General features: G+C 36.6%; 29 protein-coding genes and 1 pseudogene. 8 read left to right on the top strand and 22 right to left on the bottom strand.

Annotated features, from left to right (window positions below; translation table 11 throughout):
• Window positions 1-4 precede the first annotated feature (4 nt).
• From rpsC to HN643_04680, 14 genes are all read right to left on the bottom strand, one after another.
• A complete protein-coding gene (gene rpsC / locus HN643_04745; GenBank protein MBT7500948.1) occupies window positions 5-712 on the bottom strand; it encodes a 30S ribosomal protein S3 in 708 nt (235 codons plus the stop codon).
• Window positions 713-727: 15 nt separating this feature from the next.
• Window positions 728-1,324 (bottom strand): 50S ribosomal protein L22, encoded by a 597-nt coding sequence (gene rplV, locus HN643_04740; GenBank protein ID MBT7500947.1) that lies wholly within the window; start codon window positions 1,322-1,324, stop codon window positions 728-730.
• 9 nt (window positions 1,325-1,333) lie between these two features.
• Window positions 1,334-1,618 (bottom strand): 30S ribosomal protein S19, encoded by a 285-nt coding sequence (gene rpsS, locus HN643_04735; GenBank protein ID MBT7500946.1) that lies wholly within the window; start codon window positions 1,616-1,618, stop codon window positions 1,334-1,336.
• Window positions 1,619-1,666: 48 nt separating this feature from the next.
• On the bottom strand, window positions 1,667-2,512 hold the full coding sequence (gene rplB / locus HN643_04730) for a 50S ribosomal protein L2 (GenBank protein ID MBT7500945.1): 846 nt from the start codon (window positions 2,510-2,512) through the stop codon (window positions 1,667-1,669).
• Window positions 2,513-2,521: 9 nt separating this feature from the next.
• Window positions 2,522-3,025, bottom strand: coding sequence for a 50S ribosomal protein L23 (rplW, locus tag HN643_04725; GenBank protein ID MBT7500944.1), 504 nt, complete (start codon window positions 3,023-3,025; stop codon window positions 2,522-2,524).
• A gap of 4 nt (window positions 3,026-3,029) precedes the next feature.
• Window positions 3,030-3,662 carry a 50S ribosomal protein L4 gene (gene rplD, locus HN643_04720; protein ID MBT7500943.1) on the bottom strand — a complete coding sequence of 211 codons (633 nt, stop codon included), beginning with the start codon at window positions 3,660-3,662 and terminating at the stop codon, window positions 3,030-3,032.
• Between the two features lie 32 nt (window positions 3,663-3,694).
• Window positions 3,695-4,543, bottom strand: coding sequence for a 50S ribosomal protein L3 (gene rplC / locus HN643_04715; protein MBT7500942.1), 849 nt, complete (start codon window positions 4,541-4,543; stop codon window positions 3,695-3,697).
• 282 nt (window positions 4,544-4,825) lie between these two features.
• Entirely contained in the window at window positions 4,826-5,176 is a 351-nt protein-coding gene (gene rpsJ / locus HN643_04710; protein ID MBT7500941.1) for a 30S ribosomal protein S10, read from the bottom strand.
• A gap of 12 nt (window positions 5,177-5,188) precedes the next feature.
• Window positions 5,189-6,382: an elongation factor Tu gene (gene tuf, locus HN643_04705; GenBank protein MBT7500940.1), complete on the bottom strand. Its 1,194-nt coding sequence runs from the start codon at window positions 6,380-6,382 to the stop codon at window positions 5,189-5,191.
• Between the two features lie 128 nt (window positions 6,383-6,510).
• Complete coding sequence (locus HN643_04700) at window positions 6,511-6,801, bottom strand: hypothetical protein (protein MBT7500939.1); 291 nt, start codon at window positions 6,799-6,801, stop codon at window positions 6,511-6,513.
• A 4-nt stretch (window positions 6,802-6,805) separates the two neighbouring features.
• Window positions 6,806-8,893, bottom strand: coding sequence for an elongation factor G (fusA, locus tag HN643_04695; protein ID MBT7500938.1), 2,088 nt, complete (start codon window positions 8,891-8,893; stop codon window positions 6,806-6,808).
• Between the two features lie 24 nt (window positions 8,894-8,917).
• Window positions 8,918-9,415 (bottom strand): 30S ribosomal protein S7, encoded by a 498-nt coding sequence (gene rpsG, locus HN643_04690; GenBank protein MBT7500937.1) that lies wholly within the window; start codon window positions 9,413-9,415, stop codon window positions 8,918-8,920.
• A gap of 184 nt (window positions 9,416-9,599) precedes the next feature.
• Window positions 9,600-10,019, bottom strand: coding sequence for a 30S ribosomal protein S12 (gene rpsL, locus HN643_04685; protein MBT7500936.1), 420 nt, complete (start codon window positions 10,017-10,019; stop codon window positions 9,600-9,602).
• Between the two features lie 116 nt (window positions 10,020-10,135).
• A complete protein-coding gene (locus HN643_04680) occupies window positions 10,136-10,804 on the bottom strand; it encodes a site-2 protease family protein (GenBank protein MBT7500935.1) in 669 nt (222 codons plus the stop codon).
• A 311-nt stretch (window positions 10,805-11,115) separates the two neighbouring features.
• On the opposite strand from HN643_04680, the gene HN643_04675 reads away from it, so the two are divergent.
• From HN643_04675 to HN643_04640, 8 genes are all read left to right on the top strand, one after another.
• On the top strand, window positions 11,116-11,301 hold the full coding sequence (locus tag HN643_04675; protein MBT7500934.1) for a 50S ribosomal protein L28: 186 nt from the start codon (window positions 11,116-11,118) through the stop codon (window positions 11,299-11,301).
• 472 nt (window positions 11,302-11,773) lie between these two features.
• Window positions 11,774-12,073: a helix-turn-helix transcriptional regulator gene (locus tag HN643_04670; protein ID MBT7500933.1), complete on the top strand. Its 300-nt coding sequence runs from the start codon at window positions 11,774-11,776 to the stop codon at window positions 12,071-12,073.
• 99 nt (window positions 12,074-12,172) lie between these two features.
• Entirely contained in the window at window positions 12,173-12,598 is a 426-nt protein-coding gene (locus tag HN643_04665; GenBank protein ID MBT7500932.1) for a MarR family transcriptional regulator, read from the top strand.
• Between the two features lies 1 nt (window position 12,599).
• A complete protein-coding gene (locus tag HN643_04660; protein ID MBT7500931.1) occupies window positions 12,600-14,351 on the top strand; it encodes an efflux RND transporter periplasmic adaptor subunit in 1,752 nt (583 codons plus the stop codon).
• Window positions 14,352-14,365: 14 nt separating this feature from the next.
• The gene (locus HN643_04655; protein ID MBT7500930.1) at window positions 14,366-15,103 is read left to right on the top strand and encodes an ABC transporter ATP-binding protein; all 738 of its coding nucleotides are present in this window, start codon (window positions 14,366-14,368) and stop codon (window positions 15,101-15,103) included.
• 84 nt (window positions 15,104-15,187) lie between these two features.
• Window positions 15,188-16,420 (top strand): FtsX-like permease family protein, encoded by a 1,233-nt coding sequence (locus HN643_04650; protein ID MBT7500929.1) that lies wholly within the window; start codon window positions 15,188-15,190, stop codon window positions 16,418-16,420.
• On the top strand, window positions 16,413-17,663 hold the full coding sequence (locus HN643_04645; protein MBT7500928.1) for an FtsX-like permease family protein: 1,251 nt from the start codon (window positions 16,413-16,415) through the stop codon (window positions 17,661-17,663). Before HN643_04650 ends, HN643_04645 begins: the two co-directional genes overlap by 8 nt.
• A gap of 61 nt (window positions 17,664-17,724) precedes the next feature.
• Window positions 17,725-19,137 carry a hypothetical protein gene (locus HN643_04640; protein ID MBT7500927.1) on the top strand — a complete coding sequence of 471 codons (1,413 nt, stop codon included), beginning with the start codon at window positions 17,725-17,727 and terminating at the stop codon, window positions 19,135-19,137.
• A gap of 55 nt (window positions 19,138-19,192) precedes the next feature.
• Here HN643_04640 and HN643_04635 read toward each other — a convergent pair whose 3' ends face one another.
• From HN643_04635 to HN643_04600, 8 genes and pseudogenes are all read right to left on the bottom strand, one after another.
• Complete coding sequence (locus HN643_04635; GenBank protein MBT7500926.1) at window positions 19,193-20,065, bottom strand: hypothetical protein; 873 nt, start codon at window positions 20,063-20,065, stop codon at window positions 19,193-19,195.
• 184 nt (window positions 20,066-20,249) lie between these two features.
• Window positions 20,250-20,587 (bottom strand): annotated as a pseudogene (locus HN643_04630) (tRNA-binding protein).
• A gap of 154 nt (window positions 20,588-20,741) precedes the next feature.
• A complete protein-coding gene (locus HN643_04625; GenBank protein MBT7500925.1) occupies window positions 20,742-21,332 on the bottom strand; it encodes a CYTH domain-containing protein in 591 nt (196 codons plus the stop codon).
• Between the two features lie 86 nt (window positions 21,333-21,418).
• Window positions 21,419-21,925 (bottom strand): prepilin-type N-terminal cleavage/methylation domain-containing protein, encoded by a 507-nt coding sequence (locus HN643_04620; GenBank protein ID MBT7500924.1) that lies wholly within the window; start codon window positions 21,923-21,925, stop codon window positions 21,419-21,421.
• 97 nt (window positions 21,926-22,022) lie between these two features.
• Window positions 22,023-22,796 (bottom strand): hypothetical protein, encoded by a 774-nt coding sequence (locus HN643_04615; protein MBT7500923.1) that lies wholly within the window; start codon window positions 22,794-22,796, stop codon window positions 22,023-22,025.
• Window positions 22,797-23,264: 468 nt separating this feature from the next.
• A complete protein-coding gene (locus tag HN643_04610) occupies window positions 23,265-23,861 on the bottom strand; it encodes a nucleoside-diphosphate kinase (protein ID MBT7500922.1) in 597 nt (198 codons plus the stop codon).
• 203 nt (window positions 23,862-24,064) lie between these two features.
• The gene (locus HN643_04605; GenBank protein ID MBT7500921.1) at window positions 24,065-25,030 is read right to left on the bottom strand and encodes a hypothetical protein; all 966 of its coding nucleotides are present in this window, start codon (window positions 25,028-25,030) and stop codon (window positions 24,065-24,067) included.
• A gap of 127 nt (window positions 25,031-25,157) precedes the next feature.
• Window positions 25,158-26,150, bottom strand: coding sequence for an MBL fold metallo-hydrolase (locus HN643_04600; GenBank protein ID MBT7500920.1), 993 nt, complete (start codon window positions 26,148-26,150; stop codon window positions 25,158-25,160).
• Window positions 26,151-26,275: the final 125 nt, after the last annotated feature.

The following is a 26,275-nucleotide window of genomic DNA, read 5'->3' as shown; positions in this document are numbered from 1 at the left end:
TAAATTACTTACTTACTTTTGTTTCTTGACTTACTGAATCATTATTTTTAACATTTTTAACTTTAGCTTTTTTTTCAAAAATATCACCACGGTAAATCCACACCTTGATACCGATTACACCAAATATAGTAAAAGCTTTAACATTTGCGTAGTCAATATCCGCTCTTAAAGTGTGCAAAGGAACTTTTCCGGAAATCAACTTTTCATTACGTGCAATTTCTACACCATTTAATCTTCCTGCCATTTCTATTTTAACACCCTTTGCTCCTGCTCGTTCAACTTTTCCTAATGCTTGTTTCATTGCTCTTCGGAAAGGAAAACGTTTTTCAATATCAAATTTAAGGTTATTTGCAACAATCATGGCATCTAAATTAGGGTTGCTAACTTCCTTAATGTTTATATTTAACTTTGCTTTTCTATCTTTTAAAAATTTCATTTTTATATGCTTTTTCAACTCGTCAATTCCAACACCACTACGACCTATAATTACACCCGGTCTAGCAGAATAAATAATAATATTCATGTCCTTGCTAGTTCTTTCAATATTAACTGTTGAAACAAAGGCATTAAGTAATTTTTTCTTTAAATATTCTTTTATTTCGATGTCCTGTTTTAAAAACTTTGTATAATTTCCTTTACTAGCAAACCACCGAGAATCCCAAGTTCTAGTTTGTTTCAGACGAAATATAATTGGATTTATTTTTTTACCCATATAACTTACGAAATTTTACATGCCAGACTTACGTCTGAACATTTTTTTAAATAATCCTTTTTCCTTTTTTTGCATACGATCTTGTTGTTGCATATCGCGTTGTCCACCCTTACGTTTAACATCATGCTGATCATCCTTTTTCTCAGCATCAACATCCTTCAAATCAGTATCCTTCTTAGAAACATCTACTTTTTGTTTTATTTGATCAGTTGTTTTTTGGTCTACTTTTACAGTTTCAATTTTTTTAGATCCTTTTTCAGTAACTTTTTTCTCAGTTGGCACCCGCTCATCAAGAATAACTGAAATCATAGAGGTTCTCTTTCTCAATGGTGTTGCCCGTCCAAACGCACGTGGCATCCAACGATAAAAGGTTGGGCCTTCGTCAACTTTTAATTCCTTAATATATAAATTGTCTTTTTTTAATTCTAAATTGTGCTCGGCATTAGCTAAAGCAGACTTCAAAAGTTTATCTACAAAACGAACAGCTTTCTTGTTAGTCACTGCTAATTTATCAAGAGCTGCTTGCAAATCCAAACCTCTAACTAAGTCAACAACTAGTCTAGCTTTTCTAGGAGAAATCCTGATGTATTTTGCTTTTGCTTTCACTTGCATATAATATAATTACTTTTTACCACCTTTCATTTGAGTCTTGGCCATTTTACCACCATGTGAGAAAAACTTTCTCGTTGGTGAAAACTCACCAAGCTTATGGCCAACCATGTTTTCTACTACAGATACTTCAATAAAGTCCTTGCCATTATGTACAGCAAAAATATAACCTACCATTTCAGGTGTCACAACTGCGCTTCTAGCCCAGGTTTTAATAACATCACCGGGTTTAGCTACACCGACCTTCTTTAATAGTTTTGCATCTATGTATGGTCCTTTTTTTAGACTTCTTGACATATTTATTTATAAGTAGAATTCACAGAATATCTGCTATATCTACATTAATTACTTTTTACGCTTTTTCTTGCGTCTAGTTAATATTAATTTATCTGATTGTTTATTTTTTGCTCTTGTTCTCACTCCTAAAGCCGGCTTACCCCACGGCGTTTTCGGATGTTTCATTCCAATTGGGTTACTACCTTCTCCACCACCATGAGGATGATCAACTGGGTTCATGGCCTTACCACGTACAGTCGGTCGGAATCCCATGTGTCTTTTTCTACCAGCTTTACCAATCTTCACATGCATATGTTCAGGATTACTTACCTGGCCAATTGTAGCAAAACATTCCTTTGGAACTAAACGAATCTCAGAAGATGGTAAACGCAATTGTGCATACTTGCCTTCAACTGCCATTAGCTTACACCATGCTCCAGCGCTACGAGCCATCTCTGCGCCCCTACCTGGAACAAGTTCAATATTTGAAATCAACATTCCTACAGGAATATTTTCCAATTGAGTTGCATTACCAACCTGTATCTCAACCTTTGCTTTTGAAGAAATAACTTGATCACCTACCTTCAAATTAGCCGGGGCAATGATATATCGCTTGTCACCATCATGATAAACTAAAAGTGCAATTCTAGATGATCGACTTGGATCATACTCAATAGCTGTAACCTTTGCTGGAATATCAAATTTATCTCTTTTGAAATCAATTAACCTATATAAACGCTTTGCTCCACCACCACGATGACGAACAGTAATTCGACCAGTATTATTTCGGCCACCACTTTTCTTCAAAACACGCAGAAGTTTTTTCTCTGGTTTTTTCTTTGTGTAGTCAGACGAATCGATTATACTCATTTTTCGTCTAGCATTTGATATTGGTTTGTATACTTTTATTGCCATATTGACTAATTAAACTCCTTCGTAAATCTCCATTTTATCACCAGGTCGTAGTGTAATAATAGCCTTTTTGGTTCTTTTGGTCTTTCCAAAAATTCTACCATAACGCACTCGTTTACCTTGTTTCTTGATAAAATTTACTTTTGCTGGCTTAACACCATAAACATTCATTATTGTCTTAGCAACTTCACTCTTATTAGCAGTAAGTGCTACCAAGAAACAATATTTGTTATATTGCATTAAATCAGTTGCTTTCTCAGTAACCAACGGCTGTAACAAAATTTTATATGCACCAGCATCATCTTTTCTTTGAACCTTAATAGGTTTAGCCACTTCCTTGACTGGAGTTGACGCAACCTTAATTGGTGCTTTTGTGACAGGCGTTGCAGTTGCTACTGATTTTTGAGTATCTTTAACCTTAACTGTTTCTTTTTTATCAGTTTTAACTTCTTTTACAGAATCAGTCTTTTTCTTCTGATCATCCGCCTTAAATATTTTATTTAATATACCGCTCATATTTTTATTTCTTTAGAAAAACCTCTTCAAGTTTTGCCAAAGCCTGTTTGGTGATTATCGTGTGATTATACTTCAATAAATCATAAATATTCAAACTGTCTGCAGCAATAACTTCAACTTTGGGAATATTACTAACAGATAACGCAATTTTCTTATCCATCTTATCAAGAACTATTAATCCGCTCTTTTCCATTTTTATATTTTTTGTTAAATCTGCAAATTTTTTAGTTTTAGGTTCAGTCATTTCTAATTTTTCCAAAATTTTTATTGCTTGATTATTCGCTTTGTCAGACAAAACCATTAATACCGCCTTGACCTTCATTTTTTTATTAATGTCTTTACTGAAATTTCTCACATTTCGCGGACCAAAGGTTACACCACCACCTTTCCAAATAGGAGATCGGGTTGAACCATGTCTTGCTCTACCTGTACCTTTTTGTTTCCAAGGTTTACGACCACCACCACGAACTTCACTACGATCTTTGGAGTGGGCAATAACTTGTCTTTTGTTGGCCATTACAGCAACCAAAGCTTGGCGAACCAATTCATCACTTACTGTCATACCAAAAATTTCAGGATTTAATTTCACTTCTCCTTTTTCTTCTCCTGCTTGGTTGTATAATTTGGCTTTAATCATATATAAAAATGAAGAAGTAAAATAATAATTTCTTATTCCTTTACTTCTTCACTCTTCGCTGAATCTTTTACTAAAACGTCTTTTTTATTATCAACTTTTGGTTCTTTAATTTTAACATCCTCCTTGGTTAACTCAGGGGTTGGTTCGGATTTTTTTTCTTCAACAGATTTAACTTCTTCTACCTTCTTCTCAGTAGCTACTGGTTTAACTTCTTCTGACTTAACTTCTTCTTTTTTAGGTAATTCAAAATCACCTTCAATCTTTATATACAAAAGACTATTACGTGCACCTGGAACTGCTCCTTTGATATAAATTTCATTTGTTTCAGGTAATATTTCGACAATTTCCACACTCGGCAAAGTAGCTGATTGATCTCCCATGTGTCCACCCATTCGAGTGCCTTTAAATACGTGAGCTGGCCCAGTGGCACCAATGGAACCTGGCATTCTCAGCTGATCTTTATGACCATGTGAAGCTGGAGAACCTTTGAAACCGTGGCGTTTAACTACACCCTGAAAACCTTTACCTTTGGAATGTCCTTTAATCTTAACAACGTCCCCTACTTGAAAAATACCAACATTAATCTCTTGCCCAACTTCAAGTTTATCGTACATAGCGTCATCATTTGAAACCTTGAATTCCTTTAATCTTCTATATGCAACATCCTTCTTGAATATTTTTTTGAAAATCACGTTTTGTGGTTTAGAAACTTTTTTTGTATCGACTTTTTCCCAAGCTATCTGAATTCCCTTATGGTCAATATATTTATTTTTGGCAGTCACAAAACATGGACCAGCTACGATTCTGGTCACTGGCACTACTTTACCGTCTTCGGTAAACTTTTGTGTCATGTCTAATTTTTTACCAATTATGAATTTCATATTAACTAACTTATAATTTTGAGAAAAACAAAAAGGGGCGGACTTAAAGCCCGGCCCCTTACCGGTTTATATTAAGTCGATCAAATTTAGATACTAAACTTTTCAATAGCAATTTCCTAATGCCGATGAACAGTTCTCTGGCACTTCGTCAAAGTTTGACGGTTACTAAAGCTCCAATCACTGACATATAACCAATTATTAGCTTATTTCAGTAAAATTTTAATATAGAATCAAAGTTTTGTCAAGGCCTTAGAATATTCAAGAAAAAATGGCTAAAATTACCTACATTTTTATCTCAATATCCACACCTGCTGGCAGGTTCAAATTCATTAAAGAATCAATGGTTTTAGCACTAGGACTTAAAATATCAATCAATCTTTTGTGAATTCTCATTTCATACTGGTCTCGAGCATCCTTATGAACAAAGGTTGATCGGTTAACCGTGTATTTTTTCTTTTCCACTGGCAAAGGAATAGGGCCCTTGATAGTAGCACCAGTTCTTTCTCCAGCTTCGATAATGGTCTGTGTAGATTGATCAATTATTTTATGATCGTAGGCTTTAATCTTGATCCTGATTCTTTGAACAGCATCTAGGTTGCCTTCTAACTTTTTAGGTTGTTTTGTGTCTGTCATTGCCTATAAAAGTTATTTAGTAATTTTACTTATCACTCCAGCACCAATAGTTCTACCACCTTCTCGAATAGCAAATCTTTGTGATTCTTCTAAGGCAATTGGAGTAATTAACTTAACGTCCAAGTTTACAGTGTCACCAGGCATAACCATCTCTGTACCTTCAGGTAAGAAGACTTCACCAGTAACATCTGTTGTTCTCATGTAAAACTGTGGTTTATATCCCTTGAAAAATGGTTTGTGTCTACCACCTTCATCTTTTGACAATACATAAACTTCGCATTGGAATTCTGTATGAGGTTTAACTGTACCTGGCTTAGACAAAACCTGCCCTCTTTCTACTTGGTCCTTTTTCAAACCACGTAGCAGAATACCTGCATTATCACCAGCGCGACCTTCATTCAAGGTCTTATTAAACATTTCCACACCGGTTACGATTGTTTTTTGATTATCACGAATACCAACAATCTCTATTTCTTCATTAACTTTAACAATACCTCTTTCTATTCTACCAGTCACTACAGTTCCACGTCCTTCAATTGAAAACACGTCTTCGATTGGCATTAAAAAATCCTTATCAATATCTCTTTTTGGTTCTGGAATAAATGTATCTAGAGCTTCCATTAATTCTTGCATAGACTTAACTGAATCTTCACTAGCAGGATCTTCTAACACCTTCAAAGCTGATCCTCTAACAATTGGAGTTTCATCTCCAGGGAATTCGTATTTTTTTAATAAATCACGAACTTCTTCTTCAACTAAATCGATCAATTCCTTATCATCAACTAAATCGGTTTTGTTTAGAAAAACAACAATTGATGGGACACCAACCTGTCTAGCCAACAAAATATGTTCTCTAGTTTGTGGCATAGGACCATCTGTAGCAGCTACGACCAAAATTGCGCCGTCCATTTGGGCTGCTCCAGTAATCATGTTTTTTACATAATCAGCATGACCTGGACAATCAACGTGAGCATAGTGACGATTTTCAGTCTCATACTCAACATGAGCTGTAGCAATTGTAATACCACGAGCTTTTTCTTCAGGCGCTGCGTCAATTTGACTAACGTCTTTATTCTGAGCTACTCCACCCTTACCAATAAGATACTTTAAGATAGCTGCTGTTAAAGTTGTCTTACCGTGGTCAACGTGACCAATTGTTCCCACATTTACATGGGGTTTAGTTCTTTCAAATACTTCTGCTGCCATTGTATTATTCTCCTTAAGACGACCTCCAAATTAATATCGGAGTTATAATCCAGTCGCCTGTTTAATTATTTTTTATTAAATTAATTTAAGTGAGGCTATTATATCATAAAAAATGATAATTGCAAGCTTTATTCAACAGGTTCAATGTAATAATAATCATCACCTGACTCTTCCTTAACTTCAGCTTGCTCAATAAGCTCTTCCATTTCTTCGCTAGACTGCCAGGTTTCTATGTCGCGATTTATACTATCCAAAAGTTGCTCTTCGGATAAATCATTTTCGCCCTCGACCTGACCGGCAAGTTTTTCGTATTGTTGATGAGGCAAAACAACATAGGCCTCTCCGCTCTCACTATCAAAAACCACCAATTTGTCGTTATTTTTTCTCAACAAGTTAACAATTTTTTGCCAACTTAACATATGTTTACTTTTTATCACTATTTTTTGAATTCATAATCTTTTCAACTACATTTGCCGGAACATCGGAATACTTTAAAAATTCCATTGAATAACTACCACGACCTTGAGTTACTGATCGGAGTGTAGTGGCATAACCAAACATTTCAGATAGAGGAACTTCTGCATCAATAACCTTGGCATTTCCGCGATCACGCATTTCACTAATCTGAGCACGTTTGGAATTTAAATCACCAACCACATCACCTAAATATTTTTCCGGTATTGTTGCTTCCACTTTCATTACTGGTTCAAGTAAAACCAGGTTTGCTTTTTTAACAGCATCCTGAAAAGCAATTGATCCAGCAATCTTAAAGGCTGATTCTGATGAATCAACTTCATGAAAAGATCCATCATAAACAACTGCCTGAATATCAATCATAGGATACCCAGCTAAAACACCTTTATCCATTGCTTCCTTAATTCCTTTTTGGACAGCTGGAATATATTCTCGTGGAATAACACCACCTTTGACCTCGTCAACAAACTCAAAACCTTCTCCGGCTTCTCTAGGCGACACTCGAAGTCTACAATGACCATACTGACCACGACCACCTGACTGACGAACATATTTTCCTTCTGCTTCTGCTGTTTTTTTAATAGTTTCTTTATAAGCTACTTGCGGTGCACCAATATTAGCTTCCACTTTAAACTCTCTCTTCATTCGATCAACAAGAATTTCTAAATGTAACTCTCCCATACCAGCAATGATAGTCTGCATAGTCTCATCGTCAGTTCGAACCCTAAAAGTTGGATCTTCTTCTGACAACTTTTGTAAAGCCATTCCCATTTTTTCCTGGTCAACCTTTGTCTTTGGTTCAATCGCCACAGAAATTACCGGTTCTGGGAAAGTAATATTTTCTAGAATAACTTCACGCTCCTCAGCACATAGTGTATGTCCAGTAAAAGTATTTTTTAATCCAATCACAGCTGCAATTTCCCCAGCATAAACTTCTGTAACTTCTTCGCGATGATTTGCATGCATTCTTACTAGCCGACCAACTCTCCCCTTTTCACCAGTATTAACATTAACAATATATGAACCTGATTTCAAAATGCCTGAGTAAACACGAATGAAACATAATTTACCGACATAAGGATCTGTGGCAATTTTAAATGCCAAGCCAGCAAAAGGATCTTCATCATTTGGCTTTATTTCAACCAACTTTTCTTCATCCTTTGCGTCAGTTGCTTGTAATGGTGGGATATCGAGCGGTGATGGTAAAAATTCAACAATTGCATCTAAAAGCATTTGAACACCTTTATTTTTCAAAGCACTACCAACCAAGATAGGTACAATTTTATTTTCAATAGTAGCCACTCGTAAGACTCTTTTTAAATCTTCGACTGGGATTTCCTCACCTGCTAAATATTTATCCATCAAAACCTCATCATGTTCGACAATAGCTTCAACTAATTTATCTCTATACTCTTTAGACTTGGCCTCCATGTCTTCAGGAATATCAATTTCCAAGATTTTAATTCCCATGTCATCTTCATAGACAAAAGCTTTCATTTTGAATAAGTCAATGATCCCCTTAAATGTCTCAGCTGCTCCGATTGGTAATTGAATAGGGTGAGCATTCTTAGTTAATCTATCATAAATAGACTCCATGTCGGCATAAAAATCCGCGCCCATGCGATCCATCTTATTGATAAAACCCATTCGTGGGACACTATATTTAACCGCTTGATGCCAAACCGTTTCAGATTGCGGTTCAACTCCAGCTACTCCATCAAAAACAATAACACCACCATCAAGAACTCTCAAAGAACGTTCTACTTCGGCAGTGAAATCTACGTGACCAGGAGTGTCAATAATATTAATTCTCTTATCATTCCAGAAACAAGTTGTAGCAGCAGAAGTAATAGTAATACCACGCTCTTTCTCTTGTTCCATCCAGTCCATTTCAGCTCCACCTTCATGAACTTCTCCAATCTTATGTTTTTTTCCTGTATAAAATAAAATACGCTCAGTAACTGTTGTTTTACCTGCGTCAATATGGGCAATAATCCCAATATTTCTAGTATTTTCTAATGAATATTCTCTCGACATACTTGTTTGATTTTTTTATTTTAATTAATAACGCGCAAAATGAGCAAATGCTCGATTAGAATCAGCCATTCTATGAACGTCTGTTTTCTTCTTGAAAGCATCGCCCTCACTATTCATAGCAGCTACCAACTCATCAGATAATTTGATGTGCATTGGTTTACCTTTTTTCTTCTTTGCTGCAGTTATTAACCAATGCAAAGATAAAAATTGTTTTCGTTCACCACGAACTGGATATGGAATCTGATAATTACCACCACCTATTCGCCGACCACGAACTTCCATTTGCGGAGTAACATTTTTTACTGCTTGATCAAAAACACTAAGAGCAGTTGGAAACTCCTCTTTTTTAATTTTGCCAGTATCAATCTGCTTTTGGATTATCTCAAAACAATCATACACAATTTTTTGTGAGACTGCTCTTTTACCGTCTTCCATTAAATAATTGATAAACTTACTGACAAGGGCTGAATTGTAGCGAATATCCGTCTTTATCTTTCTCTTTGGTGCTTGTTTTCCACGCATAGAATTTAAGTTAGTTTAGATTCACATGTAATAATTGATATTTCAGTTATCACATATTACTCCCAACTTATCTTATTATAATTTATTTAGAGTTGGGCGAGACAGTGATGTCTCGCTTACCTAATTATTTTGTTAGTTTGTTTACGAAACATCCGTGTTTCGCATCTTTTAAGAGTATCCTTATTTATTTCTTCTCTTTCTTGGCTCCGTACAAAGACCTTGATTGTTTTCGGCCTTCAACACCCTGAGTATCATAAACTCCACGCACAACATGGTAACGTACACCCGGCAAATCTTTTACTCGACCACCACGTAACATTACAATTGAATGCTCTTGCAAATTATGGCCTTCACCTGGGATGTATGCTGTTACTTCTTGTCCATTCGAAAGTCGAACACGAGCGATCTTACGCAAAGCTGAATTAGGTTTCTTTGGTGTTGTAGTTGTAACCTTTAAACATACACCACGTTTAAAAGCGGCGCCTTTTGGTAAAGTCCTACGACGTCTTTTTAAAGTATTAAAAACAGTTTGCAAAGCCGGAGTTTTTGACTTTGAGCTTTTACTCTTTCTACCTTTTCTAACTAGTTGATTTATTGTAGGCATAATAATTTTTAAAATTAAAAATTTTAGAGTTATAGATTTGGGAAATAAAAATAGCCTAGATTAAGCTATATTAATATCGCTATAAGGATATCATACAATAAGGAACTCGTCAAGAACTATAATAGCCACTTATAAACAATGTCTAATGCACCATAAAGTAGACTTCCTAACAAATTCAAATTAAGCATATTATCAAGGACAATAACCATTAATAGAATCATTGGTCCCTGATGTTCCAAAGTTTCTCGAATGCGTGAAAACTTAACATCTGACAAGAAAGAAAACAATATTTTTGAACCATCCAGGGGTGGCAGAGGAATTAAGTTAAACAACATTAAAATGATATTCAGAAAAATTGATAAGGACAAGAAAATAGCCAACAAATTCCCCTCTGCTCCAATCCCGGAATATATTAAAAACAGAGGATGCACAGCTGGAAATAATACTTTGAATAAAAGTATGAAAACAATAGCGCAAATTAGATTTGACAAAGGACCTGCTCCGGCCACAACTGCTGGTCCAAACCGCGACCACTTTAAATTGTAAGGATTAAATGGTACCGGTTTCCCCCAACCAAAACCGATCACTAAAAGCATAAAAAAACCTACCCAACTAATATGAGAAAATGGATTTAAAGTTAAGCGCCCCTTCATCTTGGCTGTACCATCACCCAAAAGAGTTGCTGCTAAAGCATGAGAAAACTCATGAATTGTTAAAACAAAAATAATTGCTACTACCCAAGCTAGCAAAAATAACGGTTGATCCAATAGTTGCATTATAATCATATTTGATAAGTAAAAATCCAAAGGTAAAAGTTTACAGTATAGTTTTCATTGATAAAACCCCTAGGCAAATACTTGTAACTTTCACTTTTCACTTTTACTTTTTACCTTTTAACTGTAATTGCTCTTGCAAAATTATATCACATATGATAGTATTATACCACACTTAGTAAAATTCTAAATCCTAAACTCTAATTTCTAAACAATTTCAAACTCCTTAAATCCAAAATGTTACAATAGTTTTGGTATTAAAAAATTTGAATTTCGAATTTGTTTAGAATTTCTTATTTAGATATTAGGGTTTTAACAATAATATGTCTAGAATCTGTGAAAAATGCGGCAAAGGACCAAAGGCAGCAATCAAGCGCAGTCACTCAATGATCAAAACTAAAACCAGGAAATATCCGAACCTACAGACCAAGAGAATTGATGGCAAAAAACTTACCCTTTGTACTAAATGCATTAAAACTTTAGTAAAAGTTCAAAAAAAGACGTCCTAGGATAAATATGGACGTTTTTTGGTAAAGAAAAAAGAAGCACCACTCGGTAACGCTTCTTTTTTGTATGTTCATTGTTTAAACCCAGGGAGCCAGATCTTGAATGGATCACGGTTAGTTTCGCTTTTGAAACTTCAACTCAATCGAGTTTGCCGTTTTCAAATCCTGATTTTCTGTTAATCCAATCAGTTGCGACAGCAACCATAACCACTACTCCAAGAATCACAACCACATCCACAATTGCCCAAAAATATGGCATATCTCTACCTCCATTGTAAAATTACACAATTAACTAAACAATATACATTATTACAATACAAAAGTCAAGAATCAACCATGATTATTGTCTAAATTTAGAATGATATCACCAATAGAGTCAATTCATGAATTGACTCTACTAATATCGGTTGACAAAAACCCCTCATTCTATATACTAAAACTATTGTTCCTTCACACAAACAATCTAGGGGCCATCATGGATAACAATAGACGACTTCTTGGGCTTGGCATAGGAAACCTCATCACTGCACTACGTGCACAAACTGGTTGGTCACAAAAAGACCTAGGTGAAAGGCTGAATTATTCAGAATCCTACATTTCCATACTTGAGAAGAAAAAAACGTCCATTTCACTCGAACTGCTGATTCGTCTTTGTAAACTATTTAACCTAATCTTTTCTGATATGGCTCTTTATCTAGATGTTTACTCTCTCGAGAAACGCCCAGGTGTAATCGAGTCTATCACCGAAAGATTAATTGAACGACTTAAAGATTAAACTCACAACTCACAGCCCTCACCGGCTGTGTTTTTTTACTTGACAAATCTATTCAATTCGTTATAATTAGACTACCTAATAGTTAGACAAACTAATTATATGCCAAAGACCCTAAACTCACAATTAGTTTCTATGCTGTTCGCCACCAAGCGAGCACTCATGAATTCTATGTGCAAAGAAAAAAACTTTAGTCCAGTAGACTATATTCAGGCTGAAACCCTAAGTTTTATTTTAAAAAATCCTAAAACTTTAAGCAAGGACGTAGCTGAATTTCTAGCTATAACCAGTCCGTCCGCCACCACCCTGATCGACAAACTTGAAAAGCAAGGCTTAGTCAAACGAACCCATTCAAAAAGTGATCGCAGAAAAATTAATTTGCAAGTCACGCCAGATGGCGAAACTTTTATAAAGCAAACCGTTATAAAAATGAAAAAAATCGCTCAAGAAATGTTTAAAGTCCTAGACGAACAAGACAAAAAAAATCTGGTCAATATATATCAAAAAATATTAAATAATTACAAGTAATATGTTTTACAAGAAAAAAAGTTTTTGGATCATTACAGTCATCGTTATTATCATCGTTGGTTTTTTCATTTACCAAGCCAAAAAACCTGTACTACCTGAATTTGACACTCTTGAAATTCAGGCTGGAGAGCTAATTCAAGAAATCAGCATTACAGGTTCAGTGCAAGCTGCTGAAGAAGTTGATTTAGCCTTGGAAAAAAGCGGTAAAGTGACCTATTTACCCGTTAAGGTTGGTGATCAAGTCTTCAAGGGAAAAGTATTGCTAAGATTAAATAATGCTGATCTGGCGGCGCAACGTAATCAAGCTTCTGCTCAAGTTGATCAAGCTAAGGCGCAATTACTTCAATACCAAGCGGCCTTGGCCACGCAACAATCTACGTTAGAAGAATACAAACTGGGCACTAGACCTGAAACATTACAAATAAAACAAACTGCTGTTAATAATGCTTTGGTTGCTTTGACTGACGCTCAATCAAATTTAACTAATGTACAAAACAAAGCGACTACTGACTTGGCTGAAGACTATGAAGCTGCACTCAACGCACTGTCTACTTCCATAACTACAGCAGAAAACACTATTTATACAATTACGGATATTCAAGCTACCTATTTTAATGACAATGACCAGGACAGTTCAAAGTTCTCAACGGCTAAAGGTAATATGATTTATCCAATTTGGGGAGCGACCAATGCTGGTCGTTGGACAAAAAGCAATCTAAGCGGTTTAACTGGTGGCGCAAAAGGGATTTTGTTAAGTACCCAAGCTGATCCAACTCATAGCAACATTGACAATGCCCTACAAACCGTAAAAAACGCTATACAAACCGTTAAAACTGAATTGAATAACATACCAATCGTTTTAGAAATGAGCTCTGCTAATATTACTATTATAAATACAGAAAAAACTGATATTGATTCTGAGATAACGGCTTTAACAACGAAAGAACAAGCTATTATTCTCCAGAAAGCAACAAGTGAAAGTAACATTATTGCGGCACAGACTACTGTTAACACAAAACAAAGTGTTATAACCACTGCACAAAACGAACTAACCTTATCTCAGGCTGGCTATACCTCAGAGCAAATTGCTGCTCAACAAGCAAAAGTTGACCAAGCTCAAGCAAATGTTGATTCTCAGCTAGCTTCAATTAAATCCGCGCAGGCCAATGTAGCTAATTATCAAGCCCAAATTGGTAAGACATATATAACCTCCCCCATTCAGGGCATTGTAACTAAAATTGATGCTAAGTTGGGTGAAATTGTGGCAGCAAATTCACAAGTCATAACTGTAATTTCTGAAGCAAAGTATCAAATCGAGGCTAACGTACCGGAAGTGGATATTGCTAATATTAAAATTGACGATATTGGAATTGTAACTCTTGACGCATATAGTAGCGATAAAGAATTCCAGGCCACAGTAATTAAAATTGACCCAGCGGAAACCATTATTGATAATGTGCCAACTTATAAAGTTACTTTTCAATTTGATGAGGAAAGTGATTTAATTAAATCTGGAATGACCGCTGACCTAGATATTTTAACTGAAAAAAAGGAAAATGTAATTAGCGTTCCACAAAGAGCAATTCTAAAACAAAACGGTGATAAAATTGTTCGAATATTAAATGAAGACGGACTTGATTTCACAGAAGTAAAAGTTAGAACCGGTCTTCGTGGTTCAAACGGTAACGTGGAAATTCTTGAAGGTATTAACGAAGGAGATGAAATTGTGATCAGTATTAAAAACGGAAAATAATAACAAACATTACCATGGAAAAACAAGAAAAAAAATTAATTGACGTACGAAGTTTACAACGCTGCTATAAAACAGAAGATGTGGAGACTATGGCTCTACAAGAAGCTAGCTTTACAATTGAGCAAGGTGAATTTTTAGCGATCATGGGCCCGTCCGGTTCTGGAAAATCAACGTTAATGCATATTGTCGGATTTCTGGATAAACCAACCAAAGGTGAATATTTTTTCAAAGGAAAAAATACAACTGCTTTAGAAGAAGAAGAATTAGCCGGCTTGCGCAATAAAGAAATTGGTTTTGTTTTTCAATCCTTTAATCTTCTAACCAGAACAACGGTTTTTGATAACGTCAGACTACCACTTGTTTACGGTAAACTTTCCAACGCCGAACATAAAGTTAAAACCAATAAAGCAATCAAGGCCGTCAGCCTTGAACATCGCAAAGATCATTTTTCAAATCAACTTTCCGGTGGAGAAAAACAACGCGTAGCAATTGCGCGAGCTTTGGTTAATGATCCGGACGTAATTCTAGCAGATGAGCCAACCGGTAATTTGGATTCTAAAACCGGTGCCTCCATTATGAAAATTCTTCAAGACTTAAATAAACAAGGAAAAACGATTATCATGGTTACTCACGAACAAGATGTTGCTGATGCTGCAAAAAGAATTATATTCATGAGAGACGGCTTGATTTCAACAGACAAACAAGTTAAGAATCGGCACATATTTAAAGATGGCGACGACCTTGCGAAGTAAAATTTTCAAACAGAAGGCAGTTTGAAAATTGCAAATTAGAAATTTAATGAAAATTGCAAAATTGTAAATTGAAAATTTTAAAAAATGTTTATCCAAACTACAATCAAGCAATCACTAAAAAATCTACGCGCTCAGAAAATGCGTTCTTTTTTGACTATGCTTGGAATTATTATTGGAATTTCTTCAGTTATAATAATTACCTCTGTTGTTGCTGGTGCACAAAGCTTAATCACTAATCAATTCAATAGTATTGGTTCTAATGTAATTGGTATTTTACCAGGTGGTGGAGATGAAGATGGTCCACCGGCTGCTGCCATGGGAATCATAATCACATCTTTGCAAGATGATGACACAAAAGCAATTGCTAAACTTCCTCATATTGAAGCAGTTTCATCATACGTTAGCGCAACGAAAACTGCTTCTTGGGCAAATCAAAAAACAACTGCCTCAGTTTACGGCACATCGGCCGACTATCCGAAGTTAGCTGACGTAGAAACTGAGCTCGGCAGTTTTTTCACAGAAGAAGATGAACGAAATATTAGTGCTGTAGCCGTCATTGGACAACAAATAAACGAAGACCTATTTGAAGGCGTAAATCCGATTGGCGAAAAAATTAAAATCAAAAATAATAAATTCAGAGTGATCGGAGTCCTTGAGCCAGTCGGGTCATCCGGATTTCAGAATGTAGATAAAATGATTTTTTTACCGTTAACAACTGCGCAAAAAAAAGTTGTTGGAATTAATCATCTAGGTTTTATTCGTGCCAGAGTTGACTCGGAAGAAAATATGGCCAATGCCGTTGAAGATATCAAATTATTGCTACGAGACCGCCACGACATTGAAAACGCTGAGGATGATGACTTTACAGTCCGAAGCACCGCCGATGCGATGGAGGCACTTGGAACCGTAACCAACGCTCTCCAATTTTTTCTAATTGCAATTGTTTTCATTTCTCTAATCGTAGGTGGCATTGGAATCATGAACATCATGCTTGCCTCTGTAACTGAGAGAATTAAGGAAATTGGTCTTCGTAAAGCTGTCGGTGCTACGAAAAGTCAAATCACCAATCAATTTTTGACAGAAACAATCATTCTTTCCTTTTTTGGTGCCGTAATTGGAATTATTATCGGCATTTTTATTTCTTATTTAGTTTCTATCATTGTGAACAAACTTGATTACAACTGGGATTTCACAATTACCGGTTTTTCAATTATTTTATCATGTGTTTTTGCCTTTTTAATCGGTTTAACTTTTGGTATTTATCCAGCAAAAAAGGCAGCTAAGTTTGACCCAATAACGGCATTACGTTATGAATAATTTTTTACTTCCAATCAAAATAGCATTATCAACCTTTAATAAAAACAAAGGGCGTACCTTTTTGACTGCGCTTGGAATTGTGATTGGCATTGCTGCCGTAATTATTGTTCTATCAACCGGTCAAGCAATTAAAGGCTTGATTGTTGGTGAGCTGGAAGCATTTGGAACTGACTTTATTGAAATTGAAGTCAAAACTCCACAAACATCTCAAACCTCCGTAGACAACGCTTTCTCCATGGTTGGTGGATCTGTAATCACCACTTTAAAAGAGGAAGATGCTGAAGCGGTCAGTCGTCATCCAAACATTGAGAACTATTACGTTGGTGTAATGGGACAAAAACTGGCTAATTATGAAAGTGAAATAAAAAAGGCCTTTTTGTTTGGAACGAATGCGGCCTTTATTGATATTGATACTGCGGAAGTTGATCAAGGCCGTTTTTTCACAGCACAAGAAAACAAAGCCTTAACAAAAGTGGTTGTTCTTGGTTATGATATTAAAAATAAACTATTTGGAGAACAAGATCCAATTGGAGAATCAATTAAAATCGATAAAGACAAATTTCGAGTTATCGGCGGTCTAAAGGAAAAAGGTGCTTCGTTTGGATTTGACATGGACAACATGATTTTTATGCCCGTACAAACTCTACAAAAAAGAATTCTGGGTATTGATTATGTTTCATTTGTTTTTGCGCAGATGATTGACCCTGAGATTGGAGAACAAACTGTCGAAGATGTAACTTTAATAATGCGCGACCAACATAAAATATCTGATCCGAACAAAGATGACTTTGCGGTAATCAGCATGGACCAAATGTTAGAAATGATGGATGTTGTAATATATGGTATTCAAATTCTATTAATCGCGCTCGGTTCAATTTCCTTAATTGTCGGAGGTGTTGGTATTATGAACATAATGTATGTTTCGGTAACTGAGCGAACTTTTGAGATTGGCCTGCGTAAAGCAAATGGTGCCAAGTACAAAGATATTTTATGGCAATTTCTGGCTGAATCGGTCATTTTAACTTTAGTTGGTGGAATAATTGGAATCATTATTGGAATTGGTTTTTCCTGGTTAGTTTCAGTTATTGCCACATCTCAAGGGTTTGACTGGGCCTTTGCAATTTCCTGGCCTGGCCTGATTATCGCAGTTGGCATGTCATTAATCGTCGGAATTGTTTTTGGCCTCTACCCGGCCAGGCAAGCAGCTAAGAAAAACCCGATTGAAGCATTGCGTCATGAGTAAACCACTTAATACCCAATACACAATACCCAATACACAATACCTAATAAAATAATTAAATTTTATGAAAAAATTGACAATCTTCCTAGCGATTTTTACCCTGGTTTTCAGCTTAATCGGAACAGCCAACGCTGGCTCAGTTACAGAAGCAACGAAAGGAAAAATTTTAATTCAAGTAGAGGAAAATGGCGAGGCTTGGTACGTCTACCCACTTGATCTAAAACGCTATTACCTAGGACGCCCGATTGACGCTTTTAATGTCATGAAAACGCTTGGACTTGGAATAAGCGAAACAACTTATAACAACTGGAACGGTTTTGCACCAGCGAATTTAGCGGGCCGAATAGTTCTTCGTGTTGAAGCTAACGGTGAAGCTTATTATATTAATCCTAGTAATAATCAATTATTTTTTCTGGGAAAACCTGGTGATGCCTGGCTCCTAATGAAGGGTATGGGATTAGGAATTACAAACGCCAATCTAGCACAAATCGAACTTTCTGGTGATGGTGCAAGCCTTGATGTTGATCTAGGAGAAGTTTGTCCAATGGACATGAAGCGCTACACCAATACTACTTATAAATACACTTTTTGTTATAATGACAAAGGTGAGGTAAAAGAAAACGCTGACCATACAATCACCTTTACAAGGATTAAAGGTGAAGCACACGATGGTCTTGGACAGGACATTGATTTCTATGATTCAATTAGTGCATTTAGAACAGGTTTAATGGGAAATACCTCAACCTGGCATGCTGGAAATAATGCAGAGGGCACATACGCCGAGATGATAACCCAGGATTTTGATGACATGACCGCCTATCACATTGTTGCTCAAAACCAAATCAACAAACATTTAATTACCTTGTCCTATATTAAAGCTGATAGTGATGACCAGTTCTTTATGGACGGCCTTTGGAATACATTTGAATTTACAGAACCGACAGCTAATTCTCTCAGCGAATGGGCCGCCAGCATTACGCTAGATAATTGCCCTACAAATTCCAATTTAAAACACTTCAAGCAAGATTATCAAGCTACCGAACATTACGAATTTTGTTACGATCCGGACTGGAGCTTAACCTTGGCTAATGGAAATAAAGTCGTCATCACCCCCCCGGTCCAAAATGGCAAACAAATCCAGGGTTGGTTTAGTGTTGACCTGGCTTATGAAAATGTTCAGTCAAACTATAATAGCCAGAAAAATGAATCTGACCATTCAAATATGACAGAACAGGTCACGAGCAATGACAATTGGTCATTAGAGTTCGATAACATTCGATGGCTTTCATCAGTAGGAGATGGAGTAGACATGCCAAGCACCAAAAGCGCTTATCATTATCTAGAAATTTATGATCAGGATGACGATTATTATGGGAGAAGAGCTGTCTTCTTTTTCAATGGAGATATTGAAGGTTATGACTTTACTGAGTTTACTGATGACATCCTAGTAACATTCAAATTCTTCCCAACTGAATAATATTAAATAAATGTAAAAGAAGCTATCGTGGATAGCTTCTTTTTTTTGTTTTGTTTTACTTTGCTAAACGCTGACACAGATCCAGACAGTATTCAACCCAGAGCATAATCAAATCAATGCTCTCGGTTGTGTCGAACATCCTGAATTCAATTGCTCCATGCTTGGACAGACGAATAAAATCCCATAATCGGCGAGGATCTTCATCAAAACCTTCAATCACCGCCCGCTCATAGAACGCCTGCCAATCTTTGTAAACAGGTGGGACTGGCGCAGTTGTCAAATAATCTTCGAACAGTTTAATCCGTTCACTTTTGTAAATACCTTTCAAGACTACTGACCGATAAACCGCCAAACGATCGCCAGTTTGGGTATGACCGAGGGTACACAGTTCAGGTAAAAATGCCACCGTCCGGTTATAAACCTTCATCGCTGTTTCTGCGTCAGGCATACCTACCAAGATATGCACACCCGCGACCCGACAGGCAGCGCGAAGCATTTCAACTGGCATTTTTTTGGTAATTCTCAGATATCGTTCATCCGGGTAAACCTCTAATGACATATCCTCAGGGGCTACTCCATGATAAACTCGCTCAAAACCCAAAGCTCTTTCTGCTGCTTCAATTTCTTCCGCATTCCGTAAAAGCAATTTCTTTACTTCCCAGAAATTGGAAGGTCCAGGCAGTCGCTCTTCCAGCTGACAAGCTGACAACTCATAGCCATAACAACTAGCGTGACCATTAGCCCGACTCAACAGATAAGTCAAAACTTCTGGGGCTCTAGGAACAATTATTCCAGTCTGGTCGACTAAATGACACTCACGTTCCACTCCAATTTTAAATCCTTTTTCTGGCGCAAAGGCAAACTTACCAATAAACTCCTGCAAATCTGTACTTGAACTCATCGTTCTTCTCCTTGCCTCATTTTTCATGAGGCCTAGTTGTGAAAAAACAAAAAAACCGACCCTGAGGCCGGCTGGTTCCGAATTAACAAATTACATGAACCATAAATCAACCGACCTCTGTGTCAGTAAAGAAGAAAAACCAACTGTTGATTTTATTAATTCTGTAATTCATACAAATATATTATACAAAGACAATAAAAAGTTGTCAAATTTATCCAAGCTTCGCGCCGTTATCAACTTCTCTTTCCGGGACGGCCAAAACAACCTCTCCTTTCTCATTATAAAATCCAGTAATTAGACATTCAGAGACAAACGGTCCAATTTGCTTAGGTGGAAAATTCACCACGCCAATTACCTGTTTACCCAGCAGTTCGTCTTTTGAATATAATTCAACAATCCGAGAGCTGGATTTTTTATTCCGATTTCTGGACCGAAATCAACATCCAATTTATAGGTTGGTTTATTTGCTTCAGGGAAATCTTCTACTTTTGTAATTGTACCTACTCTTAATTCGACTTTTTCAAAATCAGACCAATTTATTTGTTGCATATGGAATTAAATTGCTTGCCGTGAACTTAACTAGCACAGCGAGTTATAGTTCATGGTTATATTGCCAGACTGTTATATTGCTCACCGGTCGAAGCTTTACGAAATCGGAAGTGTAGATCAATTATTTATAAATTCTAAACAAAATCTTAAAACATTACTTGGTATACTTTTGGGGTGGACTTTCAAAGGTAATCTCTGGAGTTTCATTATTGATAACTTGAGGTGGAATGCCAAGTTTCTTTTCGTAGATCAAACCTACCGGCCCAAAAATTGCTTCAGAATAATCAAACCCTAATTCTTCTGCAACCTGTTTAACGGTTTTTTCATCTGAACCCTCCAACTCAACAAAAGGCTCCAAGCCCGGCCAAGTATCTATAGAGATTTCTAAACCTTTGTATTTCCAATCCTCTCGTTTGGTTTCCTGGTATGATTTTTTTCTAGCACCACAAACTTCTAGAAGCTGAACGCCTTGATCAAAGTCATTAATTTCTAAGAATATTTCTTGCTGATTATCCATCTGGTCACTTCCCTCTTTGTATCCCAGAAAACGTTTATAACTTAATGTAATTCGATCACCTTCATCACGAACGCGCATCCAACCAGTGTCATCATCAATCGGTGGATAAAAATTTACCCGTCGCATCAAAGCTTCAGGTCTAATTAGTTTAGCCCCTAGTTCCTTTAATTTTTCTCGTACTTCACTGATATTAATATCAGCAAATGTAGCTTCAAATTCGATTTTCATATTAATAGTTTTAGTTACTTATACTATGACAATTAAAGCAGAAAAACAAAAAACGGTCAATTTATTAACCGTTTTTATATTCAGTATTATTGTGAAATATATATTTCAGCAGCATCAGGATTTTCTAATTCGCAAGCACGGATATGAAGGACATTAGTTGCATCACGCTGTAAAGTATAACCAGACATAATTGGTCCCCATTGCCCAAAACCATTTGGACTAATAGGAACTTTACCTAAATACCCTTCTTCAACTAATCCAGACAAGTCAACACAACTTGAAGCATCTGTAACATTCGTAACACAATTCTCATTTTGATTATTACAACTATCAACTGTAGACCCGTCAACAACCATATAAATTACTCCTTCTCTCATTTTCGCAATAGCAGATAAATACGCCCCTCCATTGTCTCTTTGATCCTCCTTGATAGCATGAATCACCGAATTTATGTCTAACCAGCGACTGGAAACACGTTCATTTCTATATTTAGTTAATGGGTCTAAAGCAACAAATACAATTGTTACTATAATGATAATTATTGCAATCACTATTAATAATTCTGCTAATGTAAAACCTTTTCTTTTAGTCATAAGGTTGAGTTTTATTTATGTGACTTGATTATATATAATTTTATTTTTACCTGATAATCCCTAGATTACAACAGAGAATATTCTCAAGAAATTCTATTTAATTAAGCTCCTCCTCCCACTCCTGCAACCTCTGCCTCAGCCCAACCAAATGAACCTTTGCTGCTTTTGCTAAATCCTGAGAATCTTTAGCTAATTCTTCATTGATAAATGCTAAAAAGCGCTGTTTCATGTCTGCAGATTCAGGTAAACCTAATTCTTTAGCTCTAATTACCTGTAAATAGGCTGAATAAGGATTTTGTGCTGGACCTGCTTTTAATGAGCCCTCAAAAACATTCAACACCACCTCTTTCTGAGCAGTTTCAAAATGATCTTCGGTATCTTTGAGTATCGCAGCTTGACCAAATTCTGACAACTGTTCAAGATACTCAGTTTGAGTTGGTAAACGATCAAATTTGTTTTGGTTTACAAAATCCTTCAGTAACTCCAAGTCCAATCGGTATTTTCCCACCACCTCAGCGTCTTCCTTACTTAAAAAATAATCAATTAATCCCACAAAATCCTGTTTTAAATCTGCATACGCCTTGTGATGCATTAAGTATAATTGTTTAAGACTAAAAAAACATTCCATTATATTTTTTGTTTCAGACGCCTCCATGAATCGAATAACATAATCTTTTTCTTTTTCCGAGCTTGGTTCTTTAACTACATCAGGATCGTGATAACGGTTACCACCTGGTGCAAAATCCTCAAGACCAACCTCAAAATCATCCGGCTCAAATTTCTTGACCTGCTTTTTGGTACCATCAAGGGCATGCGGACTCGCTGCACCGGTTTTTTCTTGGTTTGATTGTGGCATAGATTCGAAACTCATAGGTTTAATAAGGCTAAATAGGGATAAACAGGGCAATAAGGCTCAACTATAAATCAATCACCCTCTTAATTATTTTATCACAATTTGTAACATTTGTCTTTGTTATCTTCTTTACCATATTACTACTTAAACTCAGTTAATCCGTATAATCTGTATGTGAATCAGTACATCCGTACCAAACAAAAAGACCCCAAAACTACGAATTTTCGGCTAGGAGCCAAGTGGGTCACAGCAATTACGATCCACGGACCGTAACGATATATGCGTCCCATTAAATACGAGACCCGAAATTCTGCCAGTTCTAGGGCTAATTATATTATAGCATAAAAACATGAAAGCATGAAAACACTCTAAGCGACTTAGTTAATTAGTTGATTGGTTAATTAAGTCAACTTTAAGAATCAAAAAGACGCAAACAAGTTGCGTCTTTTCTATTTGTAACATTCGTAAAAATTTGAAAATTTGTCTTTATTCTAATAACCCATCTAGATTTACATCATACAAAATCTGTTCTTGCACCAAACGGTAATCGATAATTTCTTCTGGTTTGAACCAATGTTTAATTTCATTTTCAACTTCTTCAACTGAACCAGAAGCGTGAACTAAATTTCTAACTGAGCGACCATCTTGATCTGACAATTGATAAGAATCAATCACATAATCACCTCGAATTGTTCCAACGTCTGAAGTAAAAGGTTCAGTACCTCCAACTAACTTGCGAACAATCTTAACTGCGTGTACACCTTCCCAGATCATAGCGATAACTGGACCTGAAGTCATATACTTGATTAAATTTTTTAAAATTACTGCAGTAATTTCTAGAGGATCATTACTTGGTGGTTCAAGACCTTTGTCTTTGTATCCTTTAATAGTTTTTTCACCGGTAATTCTTCGCCATTCTGGATCTAGGGTATAATGTTTTTCAATATGATCTTCTTCTGGTACTACCATTTTAATGGCTACCAACTTTAAGCCTACACGTTCAAATCGTTGAATAATGTCTCCCATTAAACTGCGTTGAATTCCGTCTGGTTTAATTAGGACTAAGGTTTTTTCATTTTTCATAATGAATAAGTTAAAAGTTTATAAAGTTTATCAAGTTCATAAAGCTTGATATGAACTGAATTAATCAAAGTATAGCAGATTCTATTCATAAATCAAGGCCTATAAAAAAAGACCGTTCAGATTCAAACGGTCTTCGGAGGTGTTTTGTCTTTGCGGTTAGATACCTTTCTCTAATCTACCAAGCGTTTGGTTTTTGTTAGAAACTAAACTTCAATTATCATGTAGTCGGCACAAGCAAAGATACTCTTCGGAGCAATACCTTTCTTGTTTTTACCAGCCTCTTCGCGAGCAATCGCGAGAATCGCATCCACATCCTGATCAGTAGACTTCGGATCATGATGCATCAGGCCAAGCCGCTTCGCGCCGACAATTCCAGCGAGCGTGGCAGCAAAGTCAGGTGTTCCGTGACCAAAGCCAGCGGTTCGTCCGCTGTAGTACTCTTCGGGTGTATACTGGCAATCCTGCAACAAAACGTCAACATCTTTCAAGTGAGCACGAAGACTCATTGGCACTGAGGCCTGAGTTTCATGATCAGTCAAGACTGCTGCCACTTTGCCGGTCGGGCGTTCCTCAACTCGATATGAAATCGTAGTTTCAGGATGCTCTGTCCGGTGCATTTTTATAACCAGGCATTCACCGACGGGAAAACGCATCCCCTTGAAAGGCAAGGGTGCGTCTTTGGCAATAGTTTTCTCGAACACATCCACGTCCATCAACTTGAACCCTCCTTCTGGATGAACCAGAATGACCACTGTGGTCGGATATTCAAGCTTGTGAAAATGAAAATGCGAAAGCACTACTTTTGCCGGAACCGGAAACAATGGTTTTTGCATGATCGCTTCAAAGACCTGCTTTGGCGACCAGTTGTCCTGCATCGGACCATAAACATGGAACGGAATCTGCTTGATGAACGTAATTGGTGACAGCAGCATTCCCTGATTATGATCATGGTGATGATGAGTCTGCAAAAGATTCATTTGTGAAATTTTTGCTGCGAGTGCATCCCCAGACAGTGGCACAAAACCACTCCCTGCGTCTAATACCAACCACTGTCCGGCTGGTATACACTCTGACTCAATCCGAATACAAGTTGTGTTTCCCCCGTACTTTACGCTTTTGGGGTTTGAAATCGGGATACTCCCTCGTGTTCCGTAAGTTGTCAAACGCATAATTAATTCCTCCATTGACGACTTATAGGCAGGAGAAAAAGTATCATGTGCAAAGAACTACCTCCACTATCCTTGTAGCAAATTTAGACGATTTAGTCAAGTACAATTATTTAAATGCTCGTAAAGACTATTGTTCTAAAAAAATCTCTTCACCATTACTAACCACTAAAATTCGACCTTCTTGGTCATTTCGTAAAATTGGAATTTTCAATCTTTTCAATCGTTCTAATACACGTAAATGAGGATGACCAAATTCGTTATCCAGTCCTGCTTGGACAATCGCTAACACAGGACTAACGGCTTTCAAGAATTCTTCTATGCTAGAACTTGAGCTACCATGATGCCCTAACTTTAAAACGTCTGAAACTAAATGGATTTGGTTATTGGTTATTGGAGTTTGCTCATTAATTGTTGAATTGTTTAATTTCTTATTGGTTGTTGGATATTGGTTATTGGATATTTTTATTAAATGCTCCTCCACCTCCTCCTCAGCATCTCCCATAAACAAAAAGCTGGTCTCACCATAAACCAACCGATTCACGATTGAAGTATTGTTTAATTCCTTAACCTTTTTATTTAGAAAACTTTCATCAGGATATAAGAATTCTAATTTAACATCTTCACCAAAATCAATCTCAAATGGCTGATCAACAATTTTCAGGTTCAATTCTTGTTTTTTAATTTCATCTAACCAAGCTAAATAATCCGGCGCAGTATGCAAAACGCCAGTGTAATATATTTGTTTAACGTCAAAGCGCCGGAGGACCTCTACAAGTCCAGTCGCATGGTCCGAATGCGGGTGACTTAAAATCATCACATCAATTTCCCGATCCCAGAAAGGCATCACCTCTCCGAGTTGACTTAATACATTTTTATTTGGTCCACCGTCAATTAAAATGTCTTGTTCACTTGGTGTCCGAATATAAATCGAATCGCCCTGGCCCACGTCCAGGAAATGCACCTGCATTTCCTGGTTTTGTACGGAAGGGTCGCGACCGTTCCGTACATCAACGGCGGTGTCAGCACCGCCGCCACGTGGAACATCAAAATACGCCAAACCAAGTAAAATCAAAAACAAGATGAATAAAGATCCTATGATTTTATTAAATGTTGTATTCATATATATTAAACTATGTTATGTGTTATGTGTTATGTGTTATGTGTTATGTGTTATGTGTTATGTGTTATGTGTTATGTGTTATGTGTTATGTGTTATGTGTTATGTGTTATGTGTTATGTGTTATG

The organism is Candidatus Falkowbacteria bacterium (genome assembly GCA_018674305.1).
Classification (GTDB): domain Bacteria; phylum Patescibacteriota; class Patescibacteriia; order UBA11705; family JABHMO01; genus JABMRF01.
Note: the sequence above shows the minus strand (reverse complement) of the source record. Positions and strands in the feature narration are given on the sequence as shown.